This window comes from Alistipes sp. An31A, from assembly GCF_002159425.1.
GTDB lineage: Bacteria > Bacteroidota > Bacteroidia > Bacteroidales > Rikenellaceae > Alistipes > Alistipes excrementigallinarum.
Genome location: NZ_NFIO01000001.1, coordinates 47,567 through 65,748, shown reverse-complemented (window position 1 = coordinate 65,748; position 18,182 = coordinate 47,567). Strand labels below are relative to the sequence as shown.

Annotated in this window: 26 protein-coding genes; 1 reads left to right on the top strand and 25 read right to left on the bottom strand. The window is 57.3% G+C overall.

Annotation, left to right across the window (positions count from 1 at the left end):
• Positions 1-17: 17 nt before the first annotated feature.
• The 25 genes from secY to rpsL all read right to left on the bottom strand — a co-directional run bounded on the left by secY (position 18) and on the right by rpsL (position 14,557).
• Positions 18-1,400, bottom strand: coding sequence for a preprotein translocase subunit SecY (secY, locus tag B5F90_RS00325; RefSeq protein WP_087359789.1), 1,383 nt, complete (start codon positions 1,398-1,400; stop codon positions 18-20).
• Between the two features lie 21 nt (positions 1,401-1,421).
• The gene (gene rplO / locus B5F90_RS00320) at positions 1,422-1,868 is read right to left on the bottom strand and encodes a 50S ribosomal protein L15 (protein WP_087359786.1); all 447 of its coding nucleotides are present in this window, start codon (positions 1,866-1,868) and stop codon (positions 1,422-1,424) included.
• A gap of 28 nt (positions 1,869-1,896) precedes the next feature.
• Positions 1,897-2,079, bottom strand: a complete 183-nt coding sequence (gene rpmD / locus B5F90_RS00315; protein WP_087359783.1) for a 50S ribosomal protein L30 — start codon at positions 2,077-2,079, stop codon at positions 1,897-1,899.
• Positions 2,080-2,093: 14 nt separating this feature from the next.
• Positions 2,094-2,612, bottom strand: a complete 519-nt coding sequence (gene rpsE, locus B5F90_RS00310) for a 30S ribosomal protein S5 (RefSeq protein ID WP_087359780.1) — start codon at positions 2,610-2,612, stop codon at positions 2,094-2,096.
• A gap of 6 nt (positions 2,613-2,618) precedes the next feature.
• The gene (gene rplR / locus B5F90_RS00305; protein ID WP_087359777.1) at positions 2,619-2,981 is read right to left on the bottom strand and encodes a 50S ribosomal protein L18; all 363 of its coding nucleotides are present in this window, start codon (positions 2,979-2,981) and stop codon (positions 2,619-2,621) included.
• 16 nt (positions 2,982-2,997) lie between these two features.
• On the bottom strand, positions 2,998-3,585 hold the full coding sequence (gene rplF / locus B5F90_RS00300; protein WP_087359774.1) for a 50S ribosomal protein L6: 588 nt from the start codon (positions 3,583-3,585) through the stop codon (positions 2,998-3,000).
• Between the two features lie 27 nt (positions 3,586-3,612).
• On the bottom strand, positions 3,613-4,011 hold the full coding sequence (gene rpsH, locus B5F90_RS00295) for a 30S ribosomal protein S8 (protein WP_087359771.1): 399 nt from the start codon (positions 4,009-4,011) through the stop codon (positions 3,613-3,615).
• 802 nt (positions 4,012-4,813) lie between these two features.
• The gene (rpsN, locus tag B5F90_RS00290) at positions 4,814-5,110 is read right to left on the bottom strand and encodes a 30S ribosomal protein S14 (protein WP_087359767.1); all 297 of its coding nucleotides are present in this window, start codon (positions 5,108-5,110) and stop codon (positions 4,814-4,816) included.
• A gap of 5 nt (positions 5,111-5,115) precedes the next feature.
• On the bottom strand, positions 5,116-5,673 hold the full coding sequence (gene rplE, locus B5F90_RS00285; RefSeq protein WP_087359764.1) for a 50S ribosomal protein L5: 558 nt from the start codon (positions 5,671-5,673) through the stop codon (positions 5,116-5,118).
• Positions 5,673-5,996, bottom strand: coding sequence for a 50S ribosomal protein L24 (gene rplX, locus B5F90_RS00280; RefSeq protein WP_087359761.1), 324 nt, complete (start codon positions 5,994-5,996; stop codon positions 5,673-5,675). Before rplX ends, rplE begins: the two co-directional genes overlap by 1 nt.
• Before the next feature lie 21 nt (positions 5,997-6,017).
• Positions 6,018-6,383 carry a 50S ribosomal protein L14 gene (gene rplN / locus B5F90_RS00275; RefSeq protein ID WP_087311260.1) on the bottom strand — a complete coding sequence of 122 codons (366 nt, stop codon included), beginning with the start codon at positions 6,381-6,383 and terminating at the stop codon, positions 6,018-6,020.
• 2 nt (positions 6,384-6,385) lie between these two features.
• Positions 6,386-6,640, bottom strand: a complete 255-nt coding sequence (gene rpsQ / locus B5F90_RS00270; protein ID WP_087359758.1) for a 30S ribosomal protein S17 — start codon at positions 6,638-6,640, stop codon at positions 6,386-6,388.
• An 11-nt stretch (positions 6,641-6,651) separates the two neighbouring features.
• On the bottom strand, positions 6,652-6,843 hold the full coding sequence (rpmC, locus tag B5F90_RS00265; RefSeq protein WP_087359755.1) for a 50S ribosomal protein L29: 192 nt from the start codon (positions 6,841-6,843) through the stop codon (positions 6,652-6,654).
• Between the two features lie 12 nt (positions 6,844-6,855).
• Positions 6,856-7,284: a 50S ribosomal protein L16 gene (gene rplP, locus B5F90_RS00260; RefSeq protein ID WP_087359752.1), complete on the bottom strand. Its 429-nt coding sequence runs from the start codon at positions 7,282-7,284 to the stop codon at positions 6,856-6,858.
• Positions 7,285-7,311: 27 nt separating this feature from the next.
• A complete protein-coding gene (rpsC, locus tag B5F90_RS00255; protein WP_087359749.1) occupies positions 7,312-8,064 on the bottom strand; it encodes a 30S ribosomal protein S3 in 753 nt (250 codons plus the stop codon).
• A gap of 5 nt (positions 8,065-8,069) precedes the next feature.
• On the bottom strand, positions 8,070-8,480 hold the full coding sequence (gene rplV, locus B5F90_RS00250; RefSeq protein WP_087359746.1) for a 50S ribosomal protein L22: 411 nt from the start codon (positions 8,478-8,480) through the stop codon (positions 8,070-8,072).
• Positions 8,481-8,487: 7 nt separating this feature from the next.
• Entirely contained in the window at positions 8,488-8,757 is a 270-nt protein-coding gene (gene rpsS / locus B5F90_RS00245; RefSeq protein ID WP_087359743.1) for a 30S ribosomal protein S19, read from the bottom strand.
• A gap of 16 nt (positions 8,758-8,773) precedes the next feature.
• Positions 8,774-9,595, bottom strand: a complete 822-nt coding sequence (gene rplB / locus B5F90_RS00240) for a 50S ribosomal protein L2 (RefSeq protein ID WP_087359740.1) — start codon at positions 9,593-9,595, stop codon at positions 8,774-8,776.
• Positions 9,596-9,600: 5 nt separating this feature from the next.
• Entirely contained in the window at positions 9,601-9,891 is a 291-nt protein-coding gene (gene rplW, locus B5F90_RS00235; RefSeq protein ID WP_087359737.1) for a 50S ribosomal protein L23, read from the bottom strand.
• A gap of 15 nt (positions 9,892-9,906) precedes the next feature.
• Positions 9,907-10,533 (bottom strand): 50S ribosomal protein L4, encoded by a 627-nt coding sequence (rplD, locus tag B5F90_RS00230; RefSeq protein ID WP_087359734.1) that lies wholly within the window; start codon positions 10,531-10,533, stop codon positions 9,907-9,909.
• Between the two features lie 2 nt (positions 10,534-10,535).
• Positions 10,536-11,150 (bottom strand): 50S ribosomal protein L3, encoded by a 615-nt coding sequence (gene rplC, locus B5F90_RS00225; RefSeq protein ID WP_087359731.1) that lies wholly within the window; start codon positions 11,148-11,150, stop codon positions 10,536-10,538.
• Between the two features lie 63 nt (positions 11,151-11,213).
• The gene (gene rpsJ, locus B5F90_RS00220) at positions 11,214-11,519 is read right to left on the bottom strand and encodes a 30S ribosomal protein S10 (protein WP_004329464.1); all 306 of its coding nucleotides are present in this window, start codon (positions 11,517-11,519) and stop codon (positions 11,214-11,216) included.
• An 8-nt stretch (positions 11,520-11,527) separates the two neighbouring features.
• Positions 11,528-13,642 carry an elongation factor G gene (fusA, locus tag B5F90_RS00215; RefSeq protein WP_087359729.1) on the bottom strand — a complete coding sequence of 705 codons (2,115 nt, stop codon included), beginning with the start codon at positions 13,640-13,642 and terminating at the stop codon, positions 11,528-11,530.
• 15 nt (positions 13,643-13,657) lie between these two features.
• Positions 13,658-14,134, bottom strand: coding sequence for a 30S ribosomal protein S7 (gene rpsG / locus B5F90_RS00210; RefSeq protein ID WP_087359725.1), 477 nt, complete (start codon positions 14,132-14,134; stop codon positions 13,658-13,660).
• Positions 14,135-14,176: 42 nt separating this feature from the next.
• Entirely contained in the window at positions 14,177-14,557 is a 381-nt protein-coding gene (rpsL, locus tag B5F90_RS00205; RefSeq protein ID WP_087359722.1) for a 30S ribosomal protein S12, read from the bottom strand.
• 706 nt (positions 14,558-15,263) lie between these two features.
• Between rpsL and leuS the strand changes: the two genes are divergently transcribed.
• Positions 15,264-18,020: a leucine--tRNA ligase gene (gene leuS / locus B5F90_RS00200; protein WP_087359719.1), complete on the top strand. Its 2,757-nt coding sequence runs from the start codon at positions 15,264-15,266 to the stop codon at positions 18,018-18,020.
• Positions 18,021-18,182 lie beyond the last annotated feature (162 nt).

Here is an 18,182-nt window from a genome sequence, read left to right as displayed (position 1 = left end):
ACTCTAAAAATCGCCTCCTAATGACGTCCCTGGATTCGACCCGTCTTCATCAGACCGTCGTAGTGACGCATCAGCAGGTAGCTCTCTATCTGCTTGAGAGTGTCGAGCACCACACCGACCATAATCAGCAGCGACGTTCCGCCGTAGAAGTAGGCGAAGGCCTGCTGAATGCCCAGGAACTTCATCGCCAGCGCCGGAAGAATCGCTACGATGGCGAGGAAAATCGAACCCGGAAGGGTGATGCGCGTCATGATGGTATCGATGTAGTTCACCGTCTGCTTGCCCGGTTTCACTCCCGGGATAAAGCCGCCGTTGCGCTTCATGTCATCGGCCATCATTTGAGGATTGATGATAATCGCCGTGTAGAAGTAGGTGAAGGCGATTACCAGCACTGCCAGCGTAAAGTTGTACCAGAAGCCGGTCATCGAGCTGAACGCCGAAGCAAAGCCCGGAGCGACGTTGGTGAACAGAGCCGGAATAAACATCAGAGCCTGCGCGAAGATGATGGGCATCACGTTCGCGGCATTCATCTTCAGCGGGATGTACTGACGCACACCGCCGTACTGCTTATTGCCGACAATACGCTTGGCATACTGTACGGGCACCTTGCGGACTGCCTGTACCAGGGCAATCGTTGCCATGAAGACAAGGAAGAGGAGCACCAGCTCGAGAATCAGCATGATGGCGCTGCCCGAGGCGGTCTGGAAGCGCGCGTTGACCTCGGCCAACAGCGCGTGGGGCAGACGGGCCACGATGCCAATCATGATGATGAGCGAGATACCGTTGCCGATACCCTTGTCCGTAATCTTCTCGCCGAGCCACATGATGAACATGGTGCCGGCAATCAGAATCGTCGTCGCATAGCAGACGAAGCCGAACGAGTTGCCGTAGACGAACGCGTCGGGAACCTGGTGGTAGAGGTTCGCGATGTAGGCCGGTCCCTGGATAATCAAGACGACGATTGTCAGGAAACGCGTCCACTGGTTCATCTTGCGGCGGCCGCTCTCACCCTCCTTCTGCATCTTCTGGAAATACGGAATCATCATGCCCATGAGCTGGATGACGATGGAGGCGGTGATGTACGGCATGACTCCGAGCGCGAAAATCGCCGCATTGCCAAATGCACCGCCCGAGAAGACGTTCAACAGACCCAGAAGTCCGTTGCCCTCCAACTGGCTGGCATACGCCGAACCCTCGCCCAGGGCGTTGGGGTTGATGCCCGGAATCACTACGAAACTACCAAGACGGTAAACCACGAGCAGCCCGATGGTGTAGAGTACACGCTTGCGGAGCTCCTCGATTTTATAGATGTTCTTGATAGTCTCCACCACTTTCTTGTTGGTCGCCAGAAGAACGATTACCACCAAAAAGACGAGACCAACGATAAGGTATTGACTCATAATGTTTGCGTTCTAAAGGTCCTACAGTTTTTCGACACTGCCGCCGGCTGCCGTGATGGCTGCCTCGGCGCTCTTCGAGAAGGCGTGAGCCTTGACCGCAAGGGCCTTCGTCAGCGCGCCGTCGCCGAGAATCTTCACACGGTCGCCGTTCGCTACGAAACCTGCCTCGACGAGCGTCTCGAACGAAATCTCCGAGAGCGACTTCTTGGCTGCCAGCTCCTCGAGCGTCGAAAGGTTGATGGGCTTGTATTCCACACGCTTCAGGTTCGTGAAACCGAACTTCGGCACGCGACGCTGCAGAGGCATCTGACCGCCCTCGAAGCCCAGCTTGCGCGAGTAACCCGAACGCGACTGAGCACCCTTGTGACCACGCGTGGCCGTGCCGCCGTGACCCGAACCTGCACCGCGGCCAATCCGCTTGTCGTGGTGCGTAGAACCCTTAGCGGGTTTGAGATTATTGAGTTCCATGCTTAAATTACGTCTTTGCAATTATACTTTACTTTACCTCCTCGACCTTGACGAGGTGCTTTACGCGCTCAATCATCCCCTTGATGATGACCGAGTCGTCGTGCTCCACGCTTGCGTTAATCTTCTTCAGACCCAGCGCGTCGAGGTTCTTGCACTGACGCGCGGTGGCGCCGATGCGGCTTTTGACCTGAGTGATTTTCAATCTTGCCATTTGTCTTCGAGAAATTAACCGTTAAACACCTGGTTCATCGAGATGCCGCGAAGCTGGGCGATGCTGCGTGCGTCGCGCAGCTCGCAGAGGGCACCGATGGTTGCCTTGACGAGGTTGTGGGGGTTCGACGAGCCCTTGCTCTTGGCAAGCACGTTCTTCACGCCCACCGACTCCAGAACGGCACGCATGGCACCGCCGGCGATGATACCCGTACCGGGAGCGGCCGGACGAATCATCACGAGCGAACCGCCGTAACGGAGCTCCTGCTTGTGGGGAATCGTACCGTTGATGACCGGAATCTTGACCAGGTTCTTCTTGGCATCCTCCACGCCCTTGGCGATGGCAGCCTGTACCTCCGAGGCCTTGCCCAGGCCGTAGCCTACCACGCCGTTCTCGTTGCCGACAACGACGATGGCCGAGAAGCTGAATGTGCGACCACCCTTCGTTACCTTCGTAACACGCTGGATGCTTACGAGTCTGTCCTTAAGCTCGAGGTCGCTCGTGCGTACTTTCTTTATGTTCGTATTAGACATATTCGCTTAGAATTTAAGACCGGCTTCGCGAGCTGCTTCGGCCAACTGTTTTACGCGTCCGTGATAGAGGTAGCCGTTACGGTCGAACGACACCGTCGAGATGCCCTTGGCTACGGCACGCTCGGCTGCGAGCTTGCCCACCAGAGCGGCCACTTCGCACTTGGTCTTGCCGGCGGCTGCTTCGGCAACCTCCTTGTCGAGCGAAGATGCGGCGGCCAGCGTCTGACCGGCCAGGTCGTCAATAAACTGTACGTAGATTTGCTTGTTGCTACGGAATACAGTCATGCGAGGCTGTTCGGGCGTACCGTTGACGATTTTACGGATACGCATCTTAATCCTCTCTCTTCTTTCTATCTTGTTCAGTGACATAACTCTTGACTATTTACTATTTGGCACCAGCCGATTTACCTGCCTTGCGGCGAATCTGCTCGCCTACGAACTTGATACCCTTGCCCTTGTACGGCTCCGGCTTACGCAGCGAGCGGAGCTTGGCGGCTACCTGGCCGATGAGCTGCTTGTCAATCGACTTGAGCGTTACAATCGGGTTGCCCTTCTTCTCCGTCACGGCCGTAGCGGTAACCTCGGGGGGCAGCATCAGGTAGGTGTCGTGCGAATAGCCCAGGCTCATCTCAAGCACCTGGCCCTTGACCTCGGCCTTGTAGCCGACGCCCACCAGCTCCTGCTTGATTTCATAGCCCTTCGATACGCCGATGACCATGTTGTTGATAAGTGCGCGGTAGAGACCGTGCAGCGAACGATGGCGCGGCTGGTTGGTCGGGCGCGTTACGAACACGGCGGGAATATCCTTCTCCGTGTGGGGGTCCTTGTGCGAGCCTACCGTAACCGTGATGTCCGAGTCTACCTTCAGACTCAGTGTCCCGAGTGGCCCTTTCACGCTTACCGTATTGTCGGCAGCTACCTCGACGGTAACGCCGGCGGGCAAGTTTACAGGTAATTTACCAATTCTTGACATGTTGTTGTTGTTTAATGATTTCGATGATTAGTAGATGTAGCACAGAACCTCACCGCCTACGTTCTCCTTGCGGGCCTTGGCGTCGGTCATGATGCCCTTCGAGGTCGAGAGGATGGCGATACCCAGACCGTTGAGCACGCGCGGCATCTCCGATACCGAAGCGTAGCGGCGCAGACCCGGACGGCTGATGCGCTGCAGCCCCTTGATGGCGTTGCTCTTCGTGGCGGCATCCCATTTCAGGGCAATCTTGATGGTCGGGTGGCCCTTCTCGTTCGTGTCGAACTTGTAGGCGAGGATGTAACCCTGCTCGTAGAGAATCTTCGTAATCTCCTGCTTAATTTTTGAACCGGGAGCTTCAACCACCTTGTGGTTGGCTTTCACCGCGTTTCTAATTCTGGTCAGAAAGTCCGCAATAGGATCAGTCATAACGAATAGAAGTTAAAAATTAAAGTTTGTTAGTAAATAATTTATTCAAAATCATCGGTTTACGCCATTCGGTCGTCCGAGCGGCCATCCGTTGAGTTTTCCTTTTTGCCGTTCCGGGAGCGGTCCGCGAAGGCGGTTTTCACACGCACATGCGACGCCCAACCCGGAGTTTAAGCGCGCAAATATACGTATTATTTCCCGATAAACCATGCATTTAACCTTAATTTTGAGGCCCGCGATGCAGATTCCGCAATACGGACAATGTTAGCACCCTTGGCTGCTAACATGTCTCCGTACCGATTTCCGCCCTGTGCGACCTCGGTTTCCACCCTCCGAAACGACCGTCGCGCCCCCTGCAGGGTAGCGGCAACGGCGTCTCTCGGGCGACACCGGTCCGGGAAATCCGTAACAAAACGCCTAACCTTTTCGGGTGTCACGCCATCGAGAAGTTACCGCTTGTGGCGGCACTTTCCCCGATTTTGCGACCTCCTTACTCGGGCTCTGCGCCCCTATCGGGTTCCGACTCTGCGAGCATGCGGCGAGCAGACGCGCCCCAACGGGCGGTGCCTCCTGATGCGATGCTCCTGGGCTTGCACCCCGGAGAACGGAACCTCTCGACTCGACGGGAAGGTGACTTTCGATGCTTTCGGTACCTCTTCGGCTCCTCCTCAGGCTCCTCTTTCGATTCCCCCTTCGGTTCCTCCTCAGACTCCCCTTCGGCACCTCCTTCGGCACCTCCTTCTCCCCCTCCCGTGAATCGGAAGTGAATTTACGGGTGCGACGCATCGCACCCGTAAATCGACTACCAGCTGGCCTTCTTCACGCCGGGAATCAACCCCTGCGAAGCCATCTCACGGAACTGGATACGGCTGATACCGAACTGACGGATATAGCCCTTCGGACGTCCCGTAATCTTGCAGCGGTTGTGCTGACGGATGGGGTTCGAGTTGCGCGGCAGCTTCGAAAGGGCTACCCATGCCTCCTCGTGGTCCATCTCGCCGCTCTTCACCTTGGCAGCAATCTCCTCGCGCTTGTGCTGATAACGCTTCGCGAGCTTTGCACGCTTTACCTCGCGTGCCTTCATCGATTCTTTTGCCATATAGCTTAGTTCTTTTTAGCGTTCTTGAAAGGAAGACCGAAGCTACGGAGCAGCGAGTAGGCCTCCTCGTCGGTCTTGGCCGTGGTCACGAAGGTAATCTCCATACCGAAAATCTTCGTAATCTTGTCGATGTCGATTTCCGGGAAGATAATCTGCTCGGCGATGCCGAGGGTGTAGTTGCCGCGACCGTCGAACTTCTCGTTGATACCCTTGAAGTCACGGATTCGGGGCAGAGCCACGGCAATCAGACGCTCGAGGAACTCGTACATCTTCGTGTCACGCAGCGTAACGCGTACGCCGATGGGCATACCCTTGCGCAGCTTGAAGTTCGAGATGTCCTTGCGCGAACGGGTCTGAACGGCCTTCTGACCTGCAATCTGCGTCAGCTCGGCCTCCGCTACGTCGATGAGCTTCTTGTCGGCTACGGCCTGACCCATACCCTGGTTGATAACAATCTTGGTGAGTTTCGGGCACTGCATGACGCTCGAGTAACCGAACTCCTTCATAAGGGCAGGGACAATCTGCTCCTTATACTGTGTCTTGAGTGTTGGTACGTATGCCATTATTTAATCTCCTCCCCTGACTTTTTAGCGTAACGAACTAATTTACCTTTATCATTGAGCTTGCGGCCTACACGGGTAGGTTTGCCGCTCTTGGGATCGAGCACCTGCAAGTTCGAGATGTGGATGGGAGCCTCCTGCTCGACGATTCCACCCTGAGGGTTCTTGGAGCTGGGCTTGGTGGCCTTCTTGCAGAGGTTCACGCCCTCGACGATGGCACGCTGCTTTTCGGGCTCGACCTTGAGGACCTTGCCCTGCTGGCCCTTGCTGTCGCCGGCGATGACCGCTACCATATCCCCCTTCTTAATATGTAATTTGACTGACATATCCGAAATTTGTTTTTTGATTTACAATACTTCAGGTGCAAGAGAGATAATCTTCATATACTGGTCGCGCAGCTCGCGGGCTACGGGGCCGAATATACGAGTACCGCGCATTTCACCCTGATTGTTCAGCAGTACCACGGCATTGTCGTCGAAACGGATGTACGAACCGTTGGCACGTCTGATTTCCTTGGTCGTGCGGACCACAACCGCCTTCGATACGGCGCCCTTCTTGACATCGCCCGAGGGGCTCGCGCTCTTGACGGCTACCACGATTTTATCGCCAATCGACGCGTAGCGACGCTTCGTGCCGCCGAGAACTCGGATGCAGAGAACCTCCTTTGCACCGCTGTTGTCGGCTACTACGAGTCTACTTTCCTGTTGTATCATAACTACTTCGCTCTTTCAATGATTTGTACTAATCTCCAACGCTTCGTCTTGCTCAGGGGACGGGTCTCCATAATCCGGACCGTATCGCCCTCCTTGCAGCTCTCGTCGAGGCATTCGGCTACGAACTTGGTCGTCTTGTTGACGAACTTGCCGTAAATGGGATGCTTCACCTTACGTGCGACGGCAACCACAATGGTCTTCTCCATCTTGTTGCTGACAACCACCCCGATACGCTCTTTTCTAAGATTTCTTTCCATGGTTTATCTCCTTATTTGGCGTTTTTTTGACGCAGGATGGTCAGCATGCGAGCGATATCTCTGCGGTTTTTCTTGATGATGGAAGGGTTCTCGACGGGGGATACCGCATGCTGCACCTTGAGCGTGGCCAGCTGGGCCTTCTCCGTCTCGATGCGCTCTGCGAGGTCCTTCACCGAAAGATCCTTGATTTCTGCACTTTTCATCTTGTCGTCCTGTTAGATAGTGGTTTCAACGTAATCACGTCGTACAATAAACTTGGTCGTAATGGGAAGCTTCTGTGCACCCAGACGCAGCGCCTCCTGCGCCACTGCCAGAGGCACACCTTCCGCCTCGAAGAGAATACGTCCCGGCGTTACGGGAGCCACGAATCCTTCGGGATTACCCTTACCTTTACCCATACGTACCTCGGCAGGCTTCTTCGTGATGGGTTTGTCGGGGAAGATGCGAATCCAGAGCTGACCTTCACGCTTCATGTAACGGGTGATGGCCTGACGTGCGGCCTCTATCTGACGGCCCGTAATCCACGAGGACTCCAGGGCCTTGATTGCGAACGATCCGTATGCAAGTTGGTTACCTCTCTGAGCAAGCCCTTTCATACGGCCTTTCTGCATTCTTCTAAACTTGGTCTTTTTCGGCTGTAACATGTTCGTTCTGCTTTAAAAAGGTCCGACTTACTTGTTGTTGTTGCGACGACGTCCGCCACGACGCTCTCCGCGGTCACCGCGACGCTCGCGACGCTCGCCATCGCGCTGCGAGGGAGCCTGTGCCGATGCGCCGGCGATTTCGAAGATGTCGCGCTTGCCGTAAACCGTACCCTGGCAAATCCACACCTTCACACCGAGGATACCCACCTTCGTGAGCGCCTCCGTGAGGCAGTAGTCGATGTCGGCACGGAACGTGTGCAGCGGAATACGTCCCTCCTTAACGGTCTCCGTACGAGCCATCTCGGCGCCGCCTACACGGCCGGCAACCTGGATTTTGATACCCTCGGCGCCCATGCGCATGGTCGATGCCACGGCGGTCTTCACCGCACGGCGGAACGACACGCGGCCCTCGAGCTGACGGGCGATGTTCTGACCCACGATGACGGCATCCACCTCGGGACGCTTCACCTCGAAGATGTTAATCTGGACCTCCTTGCCGGTGAGCTTCTTGAGCTCCTCCTTCAGTTTGTCGACCTCCTGGCCGCCCTTGCCGATGATGATACCCGGACGGGCGGTCGAGATGGTCACCGTAACGAGTTTCAGCGTACGCTCGATGATGATTTTCGAGATGCTCGCCTTGGCCAGACGGACATTCAGGTACTTGCGAATCTTGGCGTCTTCTACGAGCTTGTCGGAGAAGTCCTTGCCACCGAACCAGTTGGAATCCCAACCGCGGATGATACCAAGACGATTTGCTATCGGATTAACTTTCTGTCCCATCTGAATTACTTGTTTTCTACGGTTACCATTTTGTCAACTACGATTGTCACATGGTTCGAACGCTTGCGGATGCGGTGTGCACGACCCTGGGGCGCAGCCTGAATACGCTTCAGCATGCGGCCGCCGTCGACGAACACTTCCTTCACGCAGAGCTTCGTATCCTCCAGACGCTCGCTCTCGTTCTTGGCCTCCCAGTTGGCGATGGCCGACTTGAGGAGCTTCTCCATGCGAATCGAGGCCTCCTTCTTCGAATAGCGGAGGATACCCAATGCCTTGTTAATCTCAACACCGCGGATGATGTCGGCCACCAGGCGCATCTTGCGGGGAGAGGTCGGGCAATCACGCATAATGGCAATCGCCTTCTGCTTCTTTTCAGCCTTTAATTTCTCGGCTCTTATTGCTTTTCTTGCACCCATTTTCTACCTATTTTTTCTTGTTACCTGCGTGACCACGGAAATTGCGGGTGGGAGCAAACTCACCGAGTTTGTGACCTACCATGTTCTCAGTTACATACACCGGAATGAACTTGTTTCCGTTGTGGACAGCAACCGTCTGACCTACGAAGTCAGGCGAAATCATACTTGCGCGCGACCAGGTCTTGATGACAGACTTCTTGTTGCCTTCGGCCTGGGCGATTACCTTGGCCTCGAGCTTCGGGTCGATATACGGTCCTTTTTTTAATGAACGGCTCATTATGTACTCTTTTTAATTATTTTTTCTTGGAAATAATAAACTTCGAGGTCGTCTTCTTCGGGTTACGAGTCTTATAACCCTTGGCAAGCAGACCCTTGCGCGAACGGGGATGACCACCCGAAGCACGTCCTTCGCCACCACCCATCGGGTGATCCACCGGGTTCATTACGACACCACGGTTGCGGGGACGACGACCGAGCCAACGCTCGCGTCCGGCCTTGCCCGAGCTCTCGAGGTTGTGGTCCAGATTCGAAACCACGCCCACGGTCGCACGGCAAGTTACGAGTACCATACGAGTTTCACCAGAAGGCAGCTTGATGATGGCAAATTTGCCCTCACGCGCCAGCAGTTGAGCATACGAGCCAGCCGAACGTGCCATGGCGGCACCCTGACCCGGGTAGAGTTCGATGTTGTGGATGACCGTTCCCAGAGGAATCTCGCTCAGAAAGAGCGTGTTGCCCACCTCGGGAGCGACGCCTGCGCCGCTCATCACGGTCTGGCCCACCTTCAGGCCGTTCGGTGCGATGATGTAGCTCTTCTCACCGTCGGCATACACCAGAAGTGCAATACGTGCAGTACGATTGGGGTCGTACTCGATAGTCTTTACAGTAGCGGCAATGCCGTCCTTGGCACGCTTGAAGTCCACGTGACGGTACATCTGCTTGTGACCGCCGCCGATGTAGCGGACCGTCATCTTGCCGGTGTTGTTACGTCCACCCGTGCTCTTCTTGGGGCTCAGGAGCGACTTCTCCGGTACATTCGAGGTAATCTCGTCGAATGCGCCGATAACCTTATGTCTCGTACCTGCGGTAACAGGCTTAAATTTTCTTACTGCCATCTTCGTTAGATATTACTGTAAAAATCTATCTTGTCTCCATCCTTCAAGGTGACAATAGCCTTCTTGAAGTTGTTCGCGCGGCCTGCAAGAAGACCGGCCTTCGTGTAGCGGCTCTTCTGCTTGCCCATGTAGTTCACCGTGTTCACGTCCGTGACCACGACGTTGTACATCTGCTCTACGGCGTTGCGAATCTGCAGCTTGTTAGCTCTCACGTCAACGATAAAACCGTAGCGATTCAACTTTTCGCCCTGAATCGTCATTTTCTCGGTCAAAACCGGCTTAATAATAATCTCCATTGTGTCTCTTGCGTTTTAAGCTAACATCGTATTCAATACATTCTCGGCACCCTCGACCATTACCAGGGCCGAAGCGTTCATCACGTCGTAGGTGCAGAGGTTCTGTGCCAGCACCGGCTTCACGTAGGGAAGGTTGCGGCACGAGAGCTGCAGCGTGTAGTTCGACTCGGGCAGTACGAGGAGCACCTTCTTGTCGGCGACCTTCAGCGCCTCGGCCATTGCCTCGACGAACTTGGTCTTCGGAGCCTCCATCTTGACGGCCTCAACCACGCTGATGGCACCGGCCTGCGCCTTGTAGGTGAGGGCGCTGCGACGGGCCAGCTGCTTGAGCTTCTTGTTGAGCTTGAAGCTGTAGTCGCGGGGCACGGGACCGAAGACGCGGCCGCCGCCTACGAACAGAGGCGACTTGATGCTGCCGCAACGGGCACCGCCGGTACCCTTCTGGCGCTTGAGCTTGCGCGTCGAACCGGCAACCTCGTTGCGCTGCTTCGACTTGTGCGTGCCCTGACGCTGGTCGGCCAGATACTGCTTCACATCGAGATAAATAGCGTGGTCATTAGCCTCCACGCCGAAGACAGCGTCCGAAAGGACTACCTTACGACCCGTCTCTTTTCCTTGTGTGTTCAATACAGCTAATTCCATGACTATTTCTCAATTGTTAAGTAAGCACCCTTTGCACCCGGAATCGAACCCTTTACGAGAATGAGGTTATTCTCGGGAATCACTTTCAATACCTTCAGGTTCAGCACCTTGACCTGCTCGCCTCCCATCTGGCCAGGCAGACGCTTGCCGGGGAATACGCGCGAAGGATAGGACGAGGCACCCAGCGAACCGGGCTTGCGCTGACGGTTGTGCTGGCCGTGGGTCTGGCCGCCGACACCGCCGAAGCCGTGGCGCTTCACAACGCCCTGGAAGCCCTTGCCCTTCGAAATCCCGGTGACGTCCACCCAGTCCTCCTCCGTGAAGAGGTCAACCGTAAGCGTGTCGCCCAGGTTCACTTCGGGCATGCCCTTGAACTCGGCAAGCTTGCGCTTGGGAGTCGTTCCGGCCTTCTTGAAGTGCCCTAACAAACTGCTGCTGGTGTGCTTTTCGCTCTTTTCGTCATAGGCAATCTGAACCGCCTCGTAGGAGTCCTTCTCGACGGTTTTGATTTGCGTAACAACGCACGGACCAGCCTCAATGACAGTGCATGGTATGTTCTTACCCTCGGCACTGTAAACGGAAGTCATTCCGATTTTCTTTCCAATAAGTCCTGACATTTTTGTCGAATTACGTTTGTTATATTAAGTGAGCTTTTTCTCATTCGGTAGCAAACACCCCCATCAGACCTTGATTTCAACCTCGACGCCCGAGGGAAGCTCCAGCTTCATCAGTGCGTCGATGGTCTTCGGAGTCGACGAATAGATGTCGAGGATGCGCTTGAAGGTGCAGAGCTGGAACTGCTCGCGGGCCTTCTTGTTGACGAACGTCGAGCGGTTCACCGTGAAAATCTGCTTGTGCGTGGGCAGGGGTACGGGACCGCTCACCACGGCGCCCGTGCTCTTCACGGTCTTCACAATCTTCTCGGCCGACTTGTCGACGAGATTGTGGTCGAATGACTTTAACTTGATTCTAATCTTCTGGTTCATATGTGTGCTTATTCTATATCCTTACGTTTACCACTCGCTTTCTCGATAATCTCCTTGGCAAGGTTTGCGGGAACCTCCTCGAAGTGCGAGAACTCCATGGAAGAGGTGGCACGGCCCGACGAAATCGTACGCAGTACGGTCACGTAGCCGAACATCTCCGACAGGGGCACCTTGGCCTTGACCACGCGTGCCGTACCCTTCGTCTCCATGCCGGTAATCTGACCGCGGCGCTTGTTCAGGTCGCCGATGATGTCGCCCATGTTCTCCTCGGGGGTAACAACCTCCACCGACATGACGGGCTCCATGATGACCGAACCGGCCTTGGGAGCTGCGGCGCGGAAGCCGTTGCGTGCGGCGATTTCGAACGACAGCTGGTCGGAGTCCACGGGGTGGAACGAACCGTCCTTGAGGGTAACCTTCATCGAGTCAATCGGATAGCCGGCCAGTGCGCCGTTGGCCATGGCGGCCTCGAAGCCCTTCTGAACCGAGGGGATGAACTCCTTGGGAATGTTACCGCCCTTCACCTCATCGACGAACGTAAGGCCCATCTTGCCCTCGTCGGCAGGACCAATCTCGAAGATGATGTCGGCGAACTTACCGCGACCACCGGTCTGCTTCTTGAAGACCTCACGGTGCTGAACCGTCTTGGTGAGGGCCTCCTTGTAGTTGACCTGGGGAGCACCCTGGTTGATTTCGACACCGAACTCGCGGCGCAGACGGTCGACGATGATGTCGAGGTGGAGCTCACCCATACCGCTGATGACCGTCTGACCCGAATCCTCGTCGGTGTGTACCGTGAAGGTGGGGTCCTCTTCGGCCAGCTTCGCCAGAGCGATGCCCAGCTTGTCGAGGTCCTTCTGCGTCTTGGGCTCTACGGCCAGACCAATCACCGGCTCGGGGAAGGTCATCTGCTCGAGCACGATGGGTGCGTTCTCGGCGCAGAGCGTATCACCGGTGCGAATCTCCTTGAAGCCGACAGCTGCACAGATGTCACCGGCGCTGACCGTCTCGAGGGGGTTCTGCTTGTTGGCGTGCATCTGATAGATGCGGCTGATGCGCTCACGCTTGCCGCTGCGTGCATTGAGCACGTAGGAACCTGCGTCGAGCTTGCCCGAGTATACACGGACGAATGCCAGACGGCCTACGAAGGGGTCGGTGGCAATCTTGAAGGCCAGACCGCAGAAGGGTTCGTCGTCCGAAGCGTGGCGGACCTCCTCGGCGTCGGTCTTGGGGTTGATGCCGTGTACGGGGGGCACATCCAGCGGCGAAGGCAGGAAGGCCATCACGTAGTCGAGCAGCTTCTGAACGCCCTTGTTGTGGAACGACGAGCCGCAGAGCATCGGGACGAGCTGCATCGAGATGGTGGCCTTGCGGATGGCGGCCAGCAGTTCGTCGGGGGTAATCGAATCGGGGTCCTCGAAGAACTTCTCCATCAGGGCGTCGTCCGTAGCGGCAACCTCCTCGATGAGCTTGGCACGCCACTCGGCAGCCTCGGCCTTCATCGACTCGGGAATCTCGCGGATTTCGAAGTTGTCGCGGACGGTCTTGTCGTCGAAGTAGTAAATCGCATTATTATAAATAAGGTCTACCAGTCCCTCGAACTTGTCCTCGGCGCCGATGGGCAGAACCACCGGAAGCGCCGTTGCGCCGAAGTGCTCCTTAATCTGCGCGCAGACCGAGAAGAAGTCGGCACCCGTACGGTCCATCTTGTTGACGTAGCCGATACGGGGAACATGGTACTTGTCGGCCTGACGCCAAACGGTCTCCGACTGGGGCTCCACGCCGCCTACTGCGCAGAAGGTGGCGATGGCGCCGTCGAGTACGCGGAGCGAACGCTCCACCTCGACGGTGAAGTCCACGTGTCCCGGGGTATCAATCAGGTTAATCTGATACTGATGGTCCTTGTAGTGCCAGAACGCCGTGGTAGCGGCCGAGGTGATGGTGATACCGCGCTCCTGCTCCTGGACCATCCAGTCCATGGTGGCGCCGCCCTCGTGCACCTCGCCGATTTTGTGGGTCTTGCCCGTGTAGAAAAGGATACGCTCCGATGTGGTGGTCTTACCGGCATCGATGTGCGCCATGATACCGATATTACGCGTATAGTGTAAGTCTCTGGTTGCCATCTGTCGTCTCCTTTTTTAGAATCTGAAGTGTGCGAACGCCTTGTTGGCCTCTGCCATGCGGTGCATCTCCTCCTTGCGCTTGAAGGCGGCACCCTGCTGGTTGTAGGCGTCCATTATCTCTGCTGAAAGCTTCTCTGCCATCGTTTTGCCGGCGCGCTTACGCGAGTAAAGGACAAGGTTCTTCATGGAAATAGAAATCTTGCGCTCCGGCCGAACCTCCATAGGAACCTGGAAGGTCGCGCCACCGATACGCTTCGACTTCACTTCGACTTGGGGCGTGATATTCTCGAGAGCCTGTTTCCAGATTTCCAGCGGAGATTTATCAGCATCCTTCATCTTCTTGCCCACCAGCTCCAGTGCATCGTAGAAAATGGTGTAGGCAATACTCTTCTTACCATCCAGCATGAGGTTGTTCACGAAACGGGTCACTGCCACGTCGTTGAACTTCGGATCCGGAAGTAGAATTCGCTTCTTAGGCTTAGCTTTTCTCATTGTTTCTTGCTAAAAAAATTCGATTGATTCTTCTGTTTTCGATTATTTACCGGCCTTGGGTCGCTTTGCACCGTACTTCGAGCGACGCTGACGACGTCCGTCTACACCGGCCGAGTCGAGCGCACCGCGCACCAGGTGGTAACGTACACCGGGGAGGTCCTTCACACGACCGCCGCGGACGAGCACGATGGAGTGCTCCTGCAGGTTGTGGCCCTCGCCCGGGATGTAGGCGTTGACCTCCTTGCCGTTGGTCAGGCGCACACGCGCCACCTTACGCATAGCCGAGTTAGGCTTCTTCGGGGTCGTGGTGTACACACGCGTGCAGACGCCGCGGCGCTGGGGGCACGCTGCGAGTGCAGGGGACTTCGACTTGTCCTCGAGGGCAACCCGACCGTTTCTCACTAACTGTTGAATAGTTGGCATTTCTTAAAACGTTTTTGTCCTTGAAACTTGGTTAAAAAATCTATCTCCATTGTCCAAAATGGACTGCAAAGGTACGCATTTTTTTGGAAATTCCATATATAGCCCCATCTTTTTTCGCGTTTTTCCAGCATTTTGCAGGGTTTTCCATACTTTTTACTTATCGTTTCTATAAAACCATATAAATACATTTATACACAATCATTCAATGCGGGAAATATCAGCTCGTTACCCGCATTGTCGCCGGAGGTGTCGGGAAGGGTCTGCAAACCGACCTCCGGAGCATGGACGGAGGGCGGCAGCCACCCGCTATCGGCGTGTCCTTCAAGCGCATGCACCGCATGGCAATTGCCGGAGCGGGGAGACGCGAAGCGAGGCGGGCGGAATGTGAAAAGAGAGGCGGGAAGAGGGGTCTCCGGAGCCGAGAGGGAGGGGTGGAAAACGGGAGAGAGCGGGACCGACGGAGCAAGCGGAAGAGAACCACCCGGACGGGCCACACGGGCCCCTCCCGCACAGACCGCACACGCCTCCCGGACGAACCACAGAAAGCATCCCCGCAAGGACCGCATAAACCCTCCCGGACGGGCCGCGCAGGGGGCGAAACCGCACACGCTCACCCCTTTTCAAAGGGAAACTCCCCCGAAATGGACGAAATCCGAAAAGTTTTCCTTACTTTTGCGGGAAAATCGACAACAAACAGAAACCCGATATGGAATACAATTTCAAGGAGATTGAGTCCAAATGGCAGCACCGCTGGCAGGAGGAGGGAACCTACCGCGTCGAAGTCGACCCTTCGCGCCCGAAATACTACGTGCTCGACATGTTCCCCTACCCCTCGGGGGCGGGGCTCCACGTCGGCCACCCGCTGGGCTACATCGCCTCGGACATCTACGCCCGCTACAAGCGGCTCCGGGGCTTCAACGTCCTCCATCCGATGGGCTACGACGCCTTCGGACTCCCGGCCGAGCAGTACGCCATCCAGACGGGGCAGCACCCCGCCGTCACCACCGAACGCAACACGGCCCGCTACCGCGAGCAGCTCGACAAAATCGGCTTCTCGTTCGACTGGTCGCGCGAGGTGCGCACGTGCGACCCCAAGTACTACAAGTGGACGCAGTGGGCCTTCCTGCGGATGTTCGACCACTGGTACGACCGCGCGCAGCAGAAGGCGCGCCCCATCGCCGAGCTGACGGCCGCATTCGCCGCCTCGGGCACCGAGGGCATCGACGCCGCCTGCACTCACGAGATGAGCTTCACGGCCGACGAGTGGAACGGCTGGGACGAGGCACGTCGCGAGCAGGTGCTGCAGAACTACCGTCTGGCCTACCGCGCCGACACGATGGTCAACTGGTGCCCGAAACTGGGCACCGTGCTGGCCAACGACGAGGTGCGCGACGGACTCTCGGTGCGCGGCGGCTACCCCGTCGAGCAGAAGCGCATGAAGCAGTGGCTGCTGCGCGTGACGGCCTACGCCGAGCGGATGCTCGAGGGGCTGGAGCATCTGGCCTGGAGCGACTCGCTCAAGGAGATTCAGCGCAACTGGATTGGCCGCTCGGTCGGCGCACAGGTCTTCTTCGACATCGCCGGCTCGGAGCGCAAGCTCGAAATCTTCACGACGCGTCCCGACACGATTTTCGGCGTCACCTTCATGGTCATCGCCCCCGAGCACGAGTGGGTTGCCGAGCTGACCACCGCCGAGAACCGTCAGGCCGTCGAGGACTACATCGAGCAGACGAAGAAGCGCTCGGAGCGTGAGCGCATCGCCGAGACGCGCCGCGTGAGCGGCGTGAAGACGGGCTCGTTCGCCATCAACCCCTTCACGGGCCGGCAGATTCCCATCTACGTCTCGGACTACGTGCTGGCCGGCTACGGCACGGGAGCCATCATGGCCGTCCCGGCCCACGACTCGCGCGACTGGGCCTTCGCCCGCCACTTCGGCCTCGACATCGTGCCGGTGGTCGAGGGGGGCGACGTGGAGCAGGCCTCGTACGACGCCAAGCAGGGGCGCCTCATCAACTCGGACTTCCTCAACGGCATGGAGGTCAAGGAGGCCATCGCGCGGATGTTCGACGAAATCGAGCGCCGCGGTCTGGGCAAGCGGCTGGTCAACTACCGCCTGCGCGACGCCATCTTCTCGCGCCAGCGCTACTGGGGCGAGCCCTTCCCGATTTACTACCGCAACGACATCGCCTGCCCGCTGCCGGACGACCAACTGCCGCTGACGCTGCCGCCGATTGAGAACTTCGGCCCCACGGCCGAGGGCGAGCCGCCACTGGCCCGCGCCAAGGGTTGGACCACCCCCGAGGGCTACCCCTACGAGCTCTCGACGATGCCCGGATTCGCCGGCTCGTCGGCCTACTACCTGCGCTACATGGACCCGCACAACGACCAGGCGCTCGTCAGCCGCGAAGCGAACGCCTACTGGCGCAACGTCGACCTCTACGTCGGCGGCATCGAGCACGCCACGGGCCACCTGATGTATGCCCGTTTCTGGAACATGTTCCTCTACGACCTGGGCTGCGTCTGCGAACCCGAACCCTTCCGCAAGCTGGTCAACCAGGGTATGATTCAGGGCCGCTCGAACTTCGTCTACCGCGTGGTGGGAACCAACAAGTTCGTCTCGCTGGGGCTGCGCGACCAATACGAGACGCAGGAGATTCACGTCGACGTGAACATCGTCCACAACGACATCCTCGACCTGGATGCCTTCCGCGCCTGGATGCCCGACTTCCGCGATGCGGAGTTCATCCTCGAGGACGGCAAGTATATCTGCGGTTGGGCCATCGAGAAGATGTCTAAGTCGATGTACAACGTCGTGAACCCCGACCGCGTCATCGAGCTCTACGGCGCCGACACGCTGCGCATGTACGAGATGTTCCTCGGGCCGCTTGAGCAGGCCAAACCGTGGGACACCAACGGCATCGACGGCGTGCACAAGTTCCTGCGCCGCCTCTGGCGCCTCTACTTCGACCGCGACGGCCGTCTGGCCGTCACCGACGCCGAGCCTACGGAGGAGGAGCTGCGGACGCTGCACAAGACCATCCGCAAGGTGACCGACGACATCGAGAACTTCTCGTTCAACACGGCCGTGGCCGCCTTCATGATTTGCCTCAACGAGCTGGGCGACTGCTCGAAGCGGAAGATTCTCGAGCCGCTGGCCGTGCTGATTGCCCCCTTCGCGCCGCACCTGGCCGAGGAGCTGTGGGAGGCGTTGGGCCACACGACGACGGTCTGCGACGCGACGTACCCCGTCTGCGAGGAGCGCTACCTCGTGCGCAGCACCTTCGAATACCCCGTGTCGGTCAACGGCAAGCTGCGCTTCAAGAAGCAGTACGCCGTGGCGATGACGCCGGCCGAAATCCAGGCGGCGGTGGTCACCGAGCCCGAGGCGCAGAAGTGGCTCGACGGCAAGACGCCCAAGAAGGTGATTGTCGTGCCGGGCAAAATCATCAACATCGTCATCTGACCCGCCGGCCGCCCCGGCCTGCCGGACTGAGCGGCCCCGAAAGGAGCAATCCCGAAAGGAGCGGCCCGCTTTTTACCGCCGAAGGGTGAAAATCGGGCTGCGATTTCCAAAATCGTCAAATGTATCGTATCTTTGTCCTCAAAACAAGATACGATACCTTTT